16 protein-coding genes and 1 rRNA gene are annotated in these 11,773 nt (G+C 64.0%); 7 read left to right on the top strand and 10 right to left on the bottom strand.

Translation table 11 applies throughout. The features are described 5' to 3' along the window. Positions 1–149: 149 nt before the first annotated feature. The 3 genes from rrf to GFD32_RS17970 all read left to right on the top strand — a co-directional run bounded on the left by rrf (position 150) and on the right by GFD32_RS17970 (position 1,686). A 5S ribosomal RNA gene (rrf, locus tag GFD32_RS17980) occupies positions 150–265 on the top strand. Positions 266–608: 343 nt separating this feature from the next. Beyond that, entirely contained in the window at positions 609–803 is a 195-nt protein-coding gene (locus tag GFD32_RS17975) for a hypothetical protein (protein ID WP_163577942.1), read from the top strand. A 307-nt stretch (positions 804–1,110) separates the two neighbouring features. Then, positions 1,111–1,686 carry an isochorismatase family protein gene (locus GFD32_RS17970; RefSeq protein WP_163577941.1) on the top strand — a complete coding sequence of 192 codons (576 nt, stop codon included), beginning with the start codon at positions 1,111–1,113 and terminating at the stop codon, positions 1,684–1,686. 17 nt (positions 1,687–1,703) lie between these two features. Here GFD32_RS17970 and yaaA read toward each other — a convergent pair whose 3' ends face one another. Beyond that, positions 1,704–2,483: a peroxide stress protein YaaA gene (gene yaaA, locus GFD32_RS17965; RefSeq protein ID WP_163577940.1), complete on the bottom strand. Its 780-nt coding sequence runs from the start codon at positions 2,481–2,483 to the stop codon at positions 1,704–1,706. A gap of 96 nt (positions 2,484–2,579) precedes the next feature. Then, positions 2,580–3,611 carry an NADP(H)-dependent aldo-keto reductase gene (locus tag GFD32_RS17960; RefSeq protein WP_163577939.1) on the bottom strand — a complete coding sequence of 344 codons (1,032 nt, stop codon included), beginning with the start codon at positions 3,609–3,611 and terminating at the stop codon, positions 2,580–2,582. 226 nt (positions 3,612–3,837) lie between these two features. On the opposite strand from GFD32_RS17960, the gene GFD32_RS17955 reads away from it, so the two are divergent. Both GFD32_RS17955 and GFD32_RS17950 read left to right on the top strand, forming a co-directional pair. Further along, the gene (locus GFD32_RS17955; protein ID WP_163577938.1) at positions 3,838–4,356 is read left to right on the top strand and encodes a tetratricopeptide repeat protein; all 519 of its coding nucleotides are present in this window, start codon (positions 3,838–3,840) and stop codon (positions 4,354–4,356) included. A gap of 62 nt (positions 4,357–4,418) precedes the next feature. Continuing rightward, complete coding sequence (locus GFD32_RS17950) at positions 4,419–4,919, top strand: 3'-5' exonuclease family protein (protein WP_163577937.1); 501 nt, start codon at positions 4,419–4,421, stop codon at positions 4,917–4,919. 32 nt (positions 4,920–4,951) lie between these two features. Here the strand turns inward: GFD32_RS17950 and GFD32_RS17945 are convergent, their stop codons facing one another. The 7 genes from GFD32_RS17945 to GFD32_RS17915 all read right to left on the bottom strand — a co-directional run bounded on the left by GFD32_RS17945 (position 4,952) and on the right by GFD32_RS17915 (position 8,738). Beyond that, on the bottom strand, positions 4,952–5,512 hold the full coding sequence (locus tag GFD32_RS17945) for an LOG family protein (RefSeq protein WP_163577936.1): 561 nt from the start codon (positions 5,510–5,512) through the stop codon (positions 4,952–4,954). A gap of 56 nt (positions 5,513–5,568) precedes the next feature. Continuing rightward, on the bottom strand, positions 5,569–6,090 hold the full coding sequence (locus tag GFD32_RS17940) for a DUF501 domain-containing protein (RefSeq protein ID WP_163577935.1): 522 nt from the start codon (positions 6,088–6,090) through the stop codon (positions 5,569–5,571). Then, entirely contained in the window at positions 6,062–6,388 is a 327-nt protein-coding gene (locus GFD32_RS17935) for a hypothetical protein (protein ID WP_163577934.1), read from the bottom strand. Before GFD32_RS17935 ends, GFD32_RS17940 begins: the two co-directional genes overlap by 29 nt. Positions 6,389–6,462: 74 nt before the next feature. Further along, positions 6,463–6,942: a Cys-tRNA(Pro) deacylase gene (ybaK, locus tag GFD32_RS17930; protein WP_163577933.1), complete on the bottom strand. Its 480-nt coding sequence runs from the start codon at positions 6,940–6,942 to the stop codon at positions 6,463–6,465. Beyond that, entirely contained in the window at positions 6,939–7,352 is a 414-nt protein-coding gene (locus GFD32_RS17925) for an acyl-CoA thioesterase (protein ID WP_163577932.1), read from the bottom strand. The genes ybaK and GFD32_RS17925 overlap by 4 nt, the downstream gene beginning before the upstream one ends. An 84-nt stretch (positions 7,353–7,436) precedes the next feature. After that, positions 7,437–8,252, bottom strand: coding sequence for a hypothetical protein (locus GFD32_RS17920; protein WP_163577931.1), 816 nt, complete (start codon positions 8,250–8,252; stop codon positions 7,437–7,439). A gap of 51 nt (positions 8,253–8,303) precedes the next feature. After that, positions 8,304–8,738 (bottom strand): hypothetical protein, encoded by a 435-nt coding sequence (locus GFD32_RS17915; RefSeq protein ID WP_163577957.1) that lies wholly within the window; start codon positions 8,736–8,738, stop codon positions 8,304–8,306. Positions 8,739–8,782: 44 nt separating this feature from the next. Between GFD32_RS17915 and GFD32_RS17910 the strand changes: the two genes are divergently transcribed. Beyond that, positions 8,783–9,961 (top strand): MalY/PatB family protein, encoded by a 1,179-nt coding sequence (locus tag GFD32_RS17910; RefSeq protein ID WP_163577930.1) that lies wholly within the window; start codon positions 8,783–8,785, stop codon positions 9,959–9,961. Positions 9,962–9,985: 24 nt separating this feature from the next. Here the strand turns inward: GFD32_RS17910 and GFD32_RS17905 are convergent, their stop codons facing one another. Beyond that, on the bottom strand, positions 9,986–10,921 hold the full coding sequence (locus GFD32_RS17905; protein ID WP_163577929.1) for a tetratricopeptide repeat protein: 936 nt from the start codon (positions 10,919–10,921) through the stop codon (positions 9,986–9,988). Between the two features lie 175 nt (positions 10,922–11,096). Here GFD32_RS17905 and GFD32_RS17900 point away from each other — a divergent pair, with 175 nt between their 5' ends. Next, positions 11,097–11,765, top strand: a complete 669-nt coding sequence (locus tag GFD32_RS17900) for a vWA domain-containing protein (RefSeq protein ID WP_163577928.1) — start codon at positions 11,097–11,099, stop codon at positions 11,763–11,765. Positions 11,766–11,773 lie beyond the last annotated feature (8 nt).

Here is an 11,773-nt window from a genome sequence, read left to right as displayed (position 1 = left end):
AGGCCGGGTGTGGACGCGCTGCAAGGCGTTGAGCTAACCGGTACTAATGGCCCGTGAGGCTTGACCATATAACCCCAAGGGGTCTGCGCATGACGCGCACGATTGACGGATACGACGAGACGTCGGTCGGCATGATTCACGGTGTTTCGCCTGACGACCATAGCGAGTGGGAACCACCTGATCCCATGCCGAACTCAGCAGTGAAACCGCTCAGCGCCGATGGTAGTGTGGGGTCTCCCCATGCGAGAGTAGGTCATCGTCAGGCACTTATTCAGAAGCCCCGGCCATTGGTCGGGGTTTCGTCGTTTGTGGGGGTCTCCCATGGAGAGTCGCGGGAGGCCGCCCCGGTCATCGTCAGGCACTTATTCAGAAGCCCCGGCCATGGGTCGGGGTTTCGTCGTTTGGGGGTCTCCCATGGAGAGTCGCGGGAGGCCGCCCCGATCATCGTCAGGCGCTTATTCAGAAGCCCCGGCCATTGGTCGGGGTTTTTTCGTTGTCGACGAGGTCAGCCGTGACAAACATGGTCGACATGGAAATGAGCCGCTAGGCTGGAGAGTGGCAGCCTGAAGGGAGGGCTGTTTAACTTTTCACCGAAAAGGAGGTTCACGATGCGGCTTGCGATTACGAGCAAACTGGGACTGGTACTCATGCTTGCTATGCTGGGCGTTGGTCTGGCGGCTTGTGAAGAAGAGCAAGGGCCAGCCGAGGAAGCCGGTGAGAATATCGACGAGACGATGGAAGAGGCAGGAGAAGAGATCGAAGAGATGGGCGAGTCGGTCGAGGAATCCGCTGAAGATAACTGATCTTGTCAGCTCAGTCGTCAGATCCAAGGCCGGGGATAGCTCCGGCCTTTTCTCGTCGATGCCTCATGCCCATAGGCTGCAGAGGGTGGTTTGGTCTCCTGCAGGTGCGATGGCCAGCCGACGTGCGGCTCACGAACCGGGTTCGGGTAAAGGATACCCGCAGTCTTGGGAAACGTTCTTGGCCGAGTCACGGATCCGTGGGGCTGATGCCTCGGAAAGATGTCTCGAGATCGGTGACTCGAACCGCTATGCTGAGGGGCTCCGATATCCTTGCCTCGATAACGGCTGCTGCCAAGAGGAATGCCTGATGCGCTTGAAACGAGAAGAGAGTTTGTTGCTGATCGTCGATCTTCAGGCGGGGTTGCTCCCGGTGATCGACGGTGGAGAGCAAGCGGTAGCCGAGGCTGGTTGGCTGGGCGGCGTGGCCGAGGCACTCGGCGTGCCGGTATGGCTGACAGAGCAGAACCCTGATGCTCTGGGAGGCAGCGATCCGCGCCTGCTAGAGGCAGTGCCGCAGCACCGCCTGTGGCATAAGATTCATTTCAGCGCCATGTCCGAGCCGGAACTTGCCGATGGGCTGGCAGTCAGCGGTCGGCGCCAAATTGTGCTATGTGGTACCGAAGCCCATATCTGCGTACTGCAGACGGGGCTAGGTCTGCTCGAAGCGGGGTATGAGGTCTACTGGCTGGCGGATGCCACTGCCAGTCGGCGTGCCGAAGAGGCCGCCCTGGCCAGGTCGCGCATGGCGCAGGCCGGAGCGGTACCGGTCAGCGCAGACATGGCCGCCTATGAATGGCTGGAGCGCTGTGATGGCGAACGGTTCAAGTCGGTTCACCGACACTTTCTCAAGCCCAGAGCTGCCCGGCCATTGCGTTTTTGCTGACGGGCAGGCGGACAGAGCTAGCTGGCTGATTCGGCGCGCGTGAAGACCAGGGTATCGCCCTCGGAGAGAGTCGCGTTGTAACGATAGCCGGCTATGTCGAAGTCCTTCAGTCCATCCGGGTCGTCGAGACGCTGACGGATCACCCATGCCGCCATCAGGCCGCGTGCCTTCTTGGCGTAGAAACTGATGATCTTCAACTTGCCGTTCTTCTCGTCCTTGAATACCGGTGTGATGATTCGAGCCTTGAGGCGCTTGGGGTCGATGGCCTTGAAGTACTCATTGGAGGCCAGGTTGAGCAGTACCGGGCTGCCGCTGGCGGCCACTGCCTTGCCAAGCTCCTCGGTGAGCAGCGGTTTCCAGAATGCATAGAGATCCTTGCCGGCAGGATTTTCCAGCCTAGTGCCCATCTCCAGCCGATAGGGTTGGATGAGGTCGAGAGGCCTCAACAGACCATAGAGGCCGGACAGTATACGCAGGTGATCCTGGGCGAAAGCACTGTCGGTATCGCTGAAGGTATCGGCCGCCAGGCCCTGGTAGACGTCGCCCTGAAAGGCTTGGGCCGCCGGCTTCGCGTTCTCGGGTGTGAAGGGGGGTTGCCATTCCGCGAAGCGTGCGGCATTGAGGCCGGCCAGCTTGTCGCTGATGCCCATCAGCTCGCTGAGTCTTTGAGGCGAGTAGCCACGCAGGATATCGACCAGCGTTTGGCTGCGGTCGAGGAGGTCGGGCTGGGTATAGTGAGCCGTGGTGGGGGGCGTTTCGAAGTCCAGGGACTTGGCAGGTGAGATGACGCTCAGCATGGGGCGCTCCTGTGGCCGGTGGATCGGCAGTCAGTATACCAAGCCGCCCGACGGGCTTGGGCTATCGAGGCCATAGCGAGGCCATGCCCGTCGGATTCAGGGGCAGGGATTGGAGAGGCGCACGTGGACGTCTTCGATGGCTTCCAATACGTCGTCGTCGAGCTTCAGGAACTCGCTTTCCAGGTTGCTCTCCAGCTGCTCCATGGTGGTGGCGCCGATGATGTTGCTGGTGAGGAAGGGCCGTGAGTTGACGAAAGCGAGCGCCATCTGGGCCGGGTCGAGACCGCGCTCGCGGGCGATGGCTACGTAGGCACGGGTTGCCTCCTCGGCTTGAGAGCTGGTGTAGCGTTGGAAGCGCTCGAAAAGCGTCAACCGTGCGTTGGATGGACGAGCGCCATCCAGGTATTTGCCGGAGAGTACGCCGAAGCCCAGCGGTGAGTAGGCGAGCAGACCGACGCCTTCGCGATGGGCGATTTCGGCCAAGCCCACTTCGAAGGAACGGTTGAGAAGGTTGTAGGGATTCTGCACGGAGGCGACGCGCGGCACCCCGAGCGAGTCAGCAAGCTGCAGGCAGCGCATGACCCCCCAGGGCGTTTCATTGGAAAGGCCGATGGCGCGAACCTTGCCCGCATCCACGAGTTCCTTGAGTGCGCTGAGGGTCTCCTCCAGCGGAGTGGCGTCTTCCTCTTCGTCGTGCACGTAACCGAGCCGACCGAAGAAATTGCTGCGCCGATCCGGCCAATGTAGCTGGTAGAGGTCCACGTAATCGGTTTGCAAACGCGCGAGGCTGTCGTCGATGGCCTGGTGGAGGTGCTTGCGCGTCAGGCGTGGCCTGCCGCGAATATGATCGAGCCCCGGTCCGGCTGCCTTCGTGGCAATGATGACATCGTCACGGCTGGTGCGTGTCTTGAGCCAACTGCCGATGTAAGCTTCGGTGCGGCCCTGGGTTTCGGGCCGTGGAGGGACTGGATACATCTCGGCGGTATCGATGAAGTTGATGCCGAAGGCCACGGCGCGATCGAGCTGCTCGTGGGCTTCGCTTTCACTGTTCTGCTCGCCGAACGTCATGGTGCCAAGGCACAGTCGGCTGACTTCGATGCCCGTGTTGCCCAGCGGTCGTGTCTGCATCCGTCACTCCTGTGGAAGGGGTCGTCAGTGTCGCTAGCCAATGGTAGCCGGGGCCTGTCGAAGCAGCAAACGACAAGGGTTGAGTCGCCGCTGAGGCGGGCGTATGCTGGCCACCCTTCACAGGCCCCGGCGGAGTCCGGATGGCGAGCGACGACTTACCATGACGACGCCCATGGGATGGTGCGGGAGTCAGGTTCACACCATACGGGATGCAAGGTTGTTTGCCATGACGCAGGCATCGTCACTGTTCACCCGGCTCGAATACCGTCTTGCCCAACAGCTCTTTCATACGCGCTGGCTGCCACGCTCACCGCGCACGCAACGGTTGACGCTGCATCTGTTCGAGCGTTGTGCCGATGCGGGTCATCCGGCGGCGCTGTCGTTGTACGGGCATATGCTCTTCCATCGCGGCGTGAGCCCTCAGGACAAGGCGCGCGGAGCCCGCTACGTATTGGAAGCTGCTCAAGGCGGCGATCTCAAGGCCCAGTATCAGGCCGGGCTGATCTTCGAATACGGCTGCGTCCAGTATCCGCGCCGCGAGGATCGTGCCGTCACCTGGTATGCCCGTGCGGGAGAGGCAGGCCACGCTTTGGCGGCAACTCGCCTGGGCAAGGCTTATCGCAATGGTGAACTGGGACTGCCCGTGGACGGAGCACAGGCGGCTCACTGGGAGGCGCTGGCCGAACGGCACCTGCCGCTCGATGCGGTCGAACTGGACAGCGAGCACATCCAGACGCGACACTGACCGCTCGTTCGCCACTTGGCGGTACGCGCTCGTGACCCTGGCTGCAAGGACTTCCATTACCCGTGACGCTTCCGACACTACTGGATATCGAAGCGTCCGGGTTCGGACGCGGTAGCTACCCGATAGAAATCGGCCTGGCACGCACCGATGGGAGTTGCTGTGCCTTCCTCGTTCAGCCGCTGGCCGAGTGGATCCACTGGGATCCCAAGGCGGAATTGCTGCACGGTATTTCCCGGGCACGATTGGCGCGTGAAGGTTTGCCGGTGTCCCAGGTGGCGCGCTGGCTCAATGACGAGCTGGGGGAGGTTGGCGTGGCCTACAGTGACAGCTGGGGCTACGATAACACTTGGTTGTCGCTGCTTTTCCATCATGCCGGCTTGTTGCCGGCATTTCGTCTCGAGGCGCTGAGGTTGTTGCTCGACGAGCGTCAGCTTGCGCTGTGGCATACCACCCGCGAAGCGCTGGTCCAGGAGCTGGACATCCATCGGCATCGCGCCGGTGACGACGCTCGCTTGCTGCAGCTCACCTACGTACGGACCCGAGAGCTAGCGGCACGGCAGTGAACGGCCCGCTTCAGCGAGGGGGATGACGACGTTCAGGGTCGTCGCTCGCTACCGAGCTGCGCCTCCAAGGCGTCCAGCAGTGCAGGCGGTGTTTCGGCCGCCAGCAGGCAGTTGCGGGTCGTGGTATTGAGAAAGCCCTGTTCCACCGTCGTGTCCAGGAAGTCGAGCAGCGGTGAGAAGAAGCCGGCGGTGTCGAGTACGCCGATGGGCTTGTCGTGCAGCCCCAGGTATTGCCAGGTCCAGGCTTCGAACAATTCTTCCAGAGTGCCGATGCCGCCGGGCAGGGCGATGAAGGCGTCCGCATGCGAGGCCATGCTGGCCTTGCGCTCGTGCATGTTGGTCACGCGGACCAACGTCGGCAGCCCCTCGTGAGCCTGCTCCCGCTCCACCAGGTGATCGGGCATCACGCCGATCACCTCGCCACCGGCCCTCAATACGGCATTGGCGAGTTCACCCATGAGGCCGATGCGGGCACCGCCATACACCAGGCCGTGACCGCGCTTGGCGAGCTCCGCGCCAAGGTTGCGGGCTGCCGCGAGGTAAGCCGGGTCGCGTCCTTCACGCGAACCTAGATAGACACAGAATCTCGCCATGCGTATCTCCTTGAAAAGGAGACTATCCTAGCAGGAATCGCGCAGTGGCAGGAGGGTCACGCCAGGCAGTCGGCCACCTTGAACTCGGCATCGAGCCACCGGCCGATGACGTTGTCGCCGCACAGATGGTGGGCGTACTGGGTGTGCAGGCAACGAACCTGGTCCCAGTTGCCGATGCCGCCGATGCCGCGTCGGGTCAACACCGTTTCGTAGCCGAGGCGAGCTACCTCGGTGCGTTGGGCGTCGCTCATGCAGCGCCAGCGGGTGGCGACATAGTCACGATGACTCGCGTGGTAGGCGATGAGGAAGTCGGGGTCTTCGCGCAGCCGGTTCTCCAACTGCTTGATCACGCCGGCGGCCTCGATGCGTGACAGCTCGATCTTCAGTCGGGTATCGCAGAGCCAATACAGGGTAGGAAAGGGTTTGCCATCGACGATGGGCGCCATGCGTAGCACCAGTGGCGTGCCTTCGCCGTCAATGGCCGCCACCGCCTCGATGCCGCGCGGGGGGCGGCCGAGTTGTGCGGTGATGAGAGCCAGCTGGCGAGCATCAGGCGTCTGATTGGCGTTGATCACCATCGGCAGGATCCCGGACGAACTTGTTGGAGCGGCCCACGGCACGAAAGAAGGTGCGGTTGAGCTGCTCCGGCGTGGGGACGTAACACCACTGCCGCTCGCAGTACTCGTTGGCCCGCGCCATCAACACGTCGTAGAGGCGGTTGAACGGCGCATCATAATCGTAGGGGTCGGCCCCGAACAAGCGGATGTGGGGGTAGTCGGCGAAGCGCTCCATGAAGTAGCGCTCGAGATCCGCCTCCACGGCACGATGCTGAGCCACGTTGTCCGGGTCGAGCCAGAGAGTGTAGCGAATGGCCATGACGGCTCCTGGTGACGAGAATGTGGCCCGTTTCGGGGGCATATGGGCTGAGACAGCGAGACAGCGCTTTCGGCTCAGGCCGTTTCGCGGCGAGCGAGCGGGGCGAGACGCGCCTCGGTCAAGCGCATCAGATCATGCGGTGCGAGGCGGATCTCCAGACCACGCCGCCCGCCGCTGACATGGAGGGCATCGAGCATGTCGGCGCTGGTATCGACGAAGGCCGGCAAGCGCTGTTTCTGGCCCAACGGGCTGATTCCACCCAGTACGTAGCCGGTGGCGCGCTCGGCCGCTTCGGCCTCTGCCATTGCCGCCTTGCGTGCTCCTGCCGCTCGCGCCAGCGCCTTGAGGTCCAGTCGGGCGCGTACCGGCACCATGGCCACGACCAGACGGCCGTCGTCGAGTCGAGCGACGAGCGTCTTGAACACGCTGGCCGGGTCGAGCCCAAGCGCGTCGATGGCTTCTTCGCCATAAGCCTGGGTGCGCGGGTCATGCGCGTAGCGCAGCAGGGTGAAGTCGGTTCCGTCGCGCTTTAGTCGTCGTACGGCCGGTGTCATGCCTGCTCCGCTTCCTCGATGGGCTGCAAGTGGGATTCCAGGGCTGCCCGCAGTTCGCCTTCGATGGGTACGGCACGTTTCGTGGCATGATCGAAGTGCACCAGCACGGTGTGGCCGAGGTTGGTCAGCTCGCCTTTCTGCCAGGCTTCCTGTGCCACCGTGAATGAACTGTTGCCCAGCCGGGCCAGGTAGGTGCGCAGCTCGATCTCGTGTCCGTAGTGCAACTCGGCGCGGTAGTCGATTTCCATGCGGGCCATGATCAGTCGCCACTTTGCCGGATCGAGATCCGGGGTGAACAACTTGAATAGATCGTTCCGGGCCAGTTCGAACCAGGCCGGCAGGCGAGTGTTGTTGACGTGGCCGAGGGCGTCGGTGTCGTAGAAGGCGGGCTCGATGGTGCGCACGAACATGGGCGTATCCTGTCAGATCATTGTCGTTGAGAGTGGCACGGGACGATGGGCCGGTTGTTAGCATTGCCCCGAGCAAACGCTAGGTCAAGTTCCGATCAGGGCGCGCCGAGCATGCCAAGTCTGCAATTTCGTCCAGCCGAGCAGCCACAGAGTGGCGATGCCGAATCCGGCCAGTGTGCCCATGGCGAGCCCCCAAGGGGCGTAGGTGAACGACACGCACAGGGTGTAGCAGAGCAGCGCTCCCAGCCCGGCCGGGTAGTGCTTGATCACCGTGGCGGCCGGTGCGGCGCCATGGGTCAGGTGAAGGATGACCAGCAGCGGGTACATGGAAATGGGGAAGGCAGCGAGCATGCCTGACCAGGAAGCGGGCAGCAGGTGCGCCAGTGCCGTGATCAGGAAGACGATGCCAGTGGCCAGCCCTGCGCGAATTGCCAGTGCCGGCCAACGGAAACCGCCGCGTACCGTCGTCGCCCGGGTGTCGGGCAGGTGACGGTAGAGCCAGATGAAGCCGACGATGGCGATGAGGGTGGTCAAGGTGCCGGTGAGCCGAGTGAAGTCGATGCGAGTCAGCAGCAGGCTAGCCAGCAGCCAAGCCGCCAGACCGCAGGCCGTACCGCCGAGTACCCCGGGCAGACCCTCGCGGCGTCCGCCGAGCAGATAGCCGCCGCCGAGTGCCAGCGTGGCGGTGAAGCCAGCCAGGCTGAAGACGGCGCTTTCGGCGGCAAAACTCGGCGATATCTCCAGGCCGATGAAGAACAGCGCGATGGCGGTGCCCAACGGATAGCCGGCCAGCAGCCCAGCGACTCGGGTGCTGACCCGTTCGGCTATCACCGACAGGCCGAGCACGATAGCGATGGAGACCAGCAGTTTGGCCAGCTGCCAGCTCAGGGGAACGTCCATGTGTCATCCTCGCGTGGAGTGGGGCGATGGGGCGGCGCCGCTCTGTGCCTTTCAGATCAGACGCAGGCCCTGACGGTCGGCCCAGGCGGCACCGACGACATGATTGAGGCATTTGCGCAGGTGCTCCGGTAGTGCTTCACGCGCCGCTTCCACGCTGTCGAAGTCGCGATTGAGCAGCCAGCAGTAGGCCCAGGCGCAGGCTTCCGTTTCGTTCTCCGGCGTCGGACGGGCCGGCATCTGCACGAGCAGGAAAGTGGCGGTGCGTGCCGCCCACAGGGGGACGTCATCCTGCGCGCCTGGCTGACTCCAGGCCGTGAGCGTGGCACCGTCGGGGGTCGCTTCCGGCTCACCGAGGCGTGCCACCCGTGCCGTCTCGGCGAGGATCAGCGCGAGACGGTCGGCATCGCCGCGGCCCAGACGACGCCACTGGTCGATCAGCGCCGGCATGCCCTGGCGTGCCTTGGCATAGAAGCCGCTTTGCGGCATGGTCTCGGTCATCATTGGCGGTTTCCCTGAGTCGAGGAAAGGACATGGAGTTCGATTTTGCCACGCCAGTCGAGCGTCGCCACCCCAGCGAGGGAGCCTGGCCTTCGCAGAAATGGCATCGCTACGGTGATGACGTGCTGCCGCTATGGGTGGCCGACATGGACTTCCACTCTCCTCCGGCGGTGGCCGAGGCGCTGCGTGCCCGGGTCGACCACGGAGTCTTCGGCTACGGCCTGGTCCCGGATAGCCTGCGCCACACGCTTTGTCAGTGGAGTCAGGAGCACTACGGCTGGGCCATCGAGCCCGGCTGGCAGCGCTGGCTGCCCGGCGTGGTGCCGGCCCTGCATCTGGCGAGCCTGGCGCTGACCGAGCCGGGCGATGGCATACTGACGGTAACCCCCATTTATCCACCGTTCCTCAAGGTGGCCGAACGTACCGGTCGTTTGCCGCAGCAGGCGGCGCTGGCCGAGCCGGCCGAGCCAGGTGCGCCCTGGCGGCTTGACCTGGACGCCCTGGAAGCGGCGATCACTCCCGAGACTCGACTGCTGCTGTGGTGCCACCCTCACAATCCCACCGGCCGGGTGTGGCGCCATGACGAACTGGCCGGTCTGGCCGAGCTGGTGCGGCGCCATGATCTGCTGGTGGTCTCCGACGAACTGCATTGCGACCTGCTGCTCGATGAAGGCGCGCGTCACCGTCCACTGGCGGCTGCCTTTCCCGAACTCGCCGAACGCACCCTGACGCTATGGGCGCCCTCCAAGACGTTCAACCTAGCGGGGCTGACCACCGCCTGTGCGGTGATTCCCGACCGTCTGCTGCGCCGCCGCTTCACTGCCGGGATTCAAGGACTGGTGCCGGACGCCAACGTGCTCGGTCTGGTGGCCGCCGAGGCGGCCTATGCGCATGGCAATCCGTGGCGACAGGCCCTGCTCGAGGTGCTGCATCGGCATTGCCAGACGCTGCAGGACCATGTCGCTACCTGGCCGGGGGTGGCCATGAGCCAACCCGAATCGACCTACCTGGCATGGCTGGATCTGCGCCATGCCGGTGGGTTGGTCGATCACGCAACTTCACCCCAGAGGGAGCTGCTCGAGCGGGCCGGGGTGGCGCTCTCCGATGGTGCCGACTTCGGTTGGCCGGGCTTCGCGCGGCTCAATTTCGGCACCACGGCGTTGCAGCTCGAACAGGCCCTGTTGCGGCTGGATGGCGTGCTGTGCGGCTGAGCCAAGGCTCGGCCGCGGTACGTTTCAGTACAGCAGAGTGAACAGCTTGCGCCGATAGGCCACGGTCAGCGGATGGTCGGCACCCAGCGCATCGAAGACCCGCAGCAGTGTCTTGCGCGCAGCATCGTCGCCATAGGCGCGGTCGTGTTTGAGCAGTTCGAGCAGCCCTTCGAGCCCGCTCTCGTAATCGCCGTCGGCCACTTGACGTAGCGCTCGCTTGAAGCGTGCCTCACTGTCGTCGCGACCCTCGAGGGCGGCGATCTCCTCTCGGGAAGGGGCTTCTTCGGTGAATTCGATACTGGCGCGAACGCCACGTGCCGGAGGGGCGTCGCGCTCTTCCGGTGGCAGGTCGTCGAGCAGCTGGCGTGCCGCATCGTGGTGTCCCTCGGCTACCCGTACCCGCGCCAGTTCCACCTGGTAGGCATAGTGCTGTGGGTATTGCTGGATCAGCTGCTCGTAGAGCGCGCCGGCCGTTTCGGTGTCGCCGGCGGACAGTGCCTCGGCGGCCTGCTCCTCGGGACTCGCGGGAGCCTCTTCGGGAGCGGGGAAGTAGCGACCCAGCCACTCGCGGATCTCCTTCTCGGGCAGTGCGCCCTGGAACTGGTCCACCAGCCCCCCCTGGCTGATCAACTTGACGTCGGGCACCGAGCGCACGCCAAGCTGGGCGGCAATGTCCTGGTTGTCGTCGATGTTGAGCTTGGCTAGCAGGAAAGTGCCGCGATACTCCCGGGCGAGCTTCTCCAGCACCGGGGTCAGCGTCTTGCATGGCTGGCACCAAGGGGCCCAGCAGTCGAGCAGAACCGGTACCTGCATGGAGAATTCCAGCACCTGCTGGATGCTGTTGCGGTCGACATCGATGATCAACTGTTCATCGGGGATATCCGCCTGTGCCGAAGACTGGCTGGACGTGTCCGGCTCCGGCGTCAGCGGCGCACCGCTATGAGGGTCGACGATGGCCATGGGCAATGCGTTCCGTGATGGTGGATGTACCGCGAAGATGCGGGTGATGACGCAGCGATTCAAGGTCTCGACAACGACTTTCGGCCCGTCCCGCGGCAACGGCAATGCCACCTGTGGTACGCTCGTTGCCGGCCGGTGGACATGGGCCGGGGCGACCGGATACGAGGAACCGTCGATGGCAACATACCGACTCAACCGCGATAGCGACCTGATAGACAACCCTTCTCCGCGCTGCGCCTGCATGCTGGTGTTGGACACCTCCGCCTCGATGTTCGGCGAGCCGATGCGTGAATTGAATGCCGGCGTGCAGTCGTTCATCGCCGCCATTCAGGACGATGACATGGCGTCCTGCTCGGTAGAGCTGGGGGTGATAACGGCGGGTGGCCACGTCACCGAGCAGCTGCCGTTCACCACGGCCATGAACATTTCCCAGTGCCGGCAGTTCACCGCTTCCGGCATGACGCCGCTGGGCGAGGCCAAGGAGCTGGCACTGGATCGTCTCGACGCACGTACCGCGGCTTACCGCCAGGCCGGTGTCGCCTACTACCAGCCGTGGCTGGTGGTGATCAGTGACGGCGTGCCGACCGATGCCTGGGAGCGGGCGGCCGCTCGCTCGCGCACCCTGGCTCAGCAGCGCAAGACGGTGGTGATACCGGTGGGGGTCGAAGAGGCGGACCTGGAGGCACTCAGTGCCTTTTCCTCACGGCCTGCCAAACGGCTCGACGGTCTCAAGTTCCGTGAGTTCTTCCAGTGGTTGTCGGCCAGCATGAGCCGCGTGTCGGCCTCGTCCTCGACCACCGAGCAGGTGAGGCTGCCGCCGACCGACAGCTGGGACAGCATTTGACATGAACG

Source organism: Halomonas faecis (assembly GCF_010993975.1).
Lineage (GTDB): Bacteria > Pseudomonadota > Gammaproteobacteria > Pseudomonadales > Halomonadaceae > Halomonas > Halomonas faecis.
Note: the sequence above shows the minus strand (reverse complement) of the source record. Positions and strands in the feature narration are given on the sequence as shown.

Excerpts from the sequence above, each read along its gene's own strand:
- GFD32_RS17920 (WP_163577931.1), bottom strand. The coding sequence starts at position 8,252 with ATGGACGTTCCCCTGAGCTGGCAGCTGGCCAAACTGCTGGTCTCCATC.
- GFD32_RS17925 (WP_163577932.1), bottom strand. The coding sequence starts at position 7,352 with ATGTTCGTGCGCACCATCGAGCCCGCCTTCTACGACACCGACGCCCTC.
- GFD32_RS17940 (WP_163577935.1), bottom strand. The coding sequence starts at position 6,090 with ATGGTGATCAACGCCAATCAGACGCCTGATGCTCGCCAGCTGGCTCTC.
- GFD32_RS17970 (WP_163577941.1), top strand. The coding sequence starts at position 1,111 with ATGCGCTTGAAACGAGAAGAGAGTTTGTTGCTGATCGTCGATCTTCAG.
- GFD32_RS17905 (WP_163577929.1), bottom strand. The coding sequence starts at position 10,921 with ATGGCCATCGTCGACCCTCATAGCGGTGCGCCGCTGACGCCGGAGCCG.
- GFD32_RS17975 (WP_163577942.1), top strand. The coding sequence starts at position 609 with ATGCGGCTTGCGATTACGAGCAAACTGGGACTGGTACTCATGCTTGCT.
- ybaK (WP_163577933.1), bottom strand. The coding sequence starts at position 6,942 with ATGACACCGGCCGTACGACGACTAAAGCGCGACGGAACCGACTTCACC.
- GFD32_RS17960 (WP_163577939.1), bottom strand. The coding sequence starts at position 3,611 with ATGCAGACACGACCGCTGGGCAACACGGGCATCGAAGTCAGCCGACTG.
- GFD32_RS17935 (WP_163577934.1), bottom strand. The coding sequence starts at position 6,388 with ATGGCCATTCGCTACACTCTCTGGCTCGACCCGGACAACGTGGCTCAG.
- GFD32_RS17915 (WP_163577957.1), bottom strand. The coding sequence starts at position 8,738 with ATGCCGCAAAGCGGCTTCTATGCCAAGGCACGCCAGGGCATGCCGGCG.
- yaaA (WP_163577940.1), bottom strand. The coding sequence starts at position 2,483 with ATGCTGAGCGTCATCTCACCTGCCAAGTCCCTGGACTTCGAAACGCCC.
- GFD32_RS17955 (WP_163577938.1), top strand. The coding sequence starts at position 3,838 with ATGACGCAGGCATCGTCACTGTTCACCCGGCTCGAATACCGTCTTGCC.
- GFD32_RS17900 (WP_163577928.1), top strand. The coding sequence starts at position 11,097 with ATGGCAACATACCGACTCAACCGCGATAGCGACCTGATAGACAACCCT.
- GFD32_RS17945 (WP_163577936.1), bottom strand. The coding sequence starts at position 5,512 with ATGGCGAGATTCTGTGTCTATCTAGGTTCGCGTGAAGGACGCGACCCG.
- GFD32_RS17910 (WP_163577930.1), top strand. The coding sequence starts at position 8,783 with ATGGAGTTCGATTTTGCCACGCCAGTCGAGCGTCGCCACCCCAGCGAG.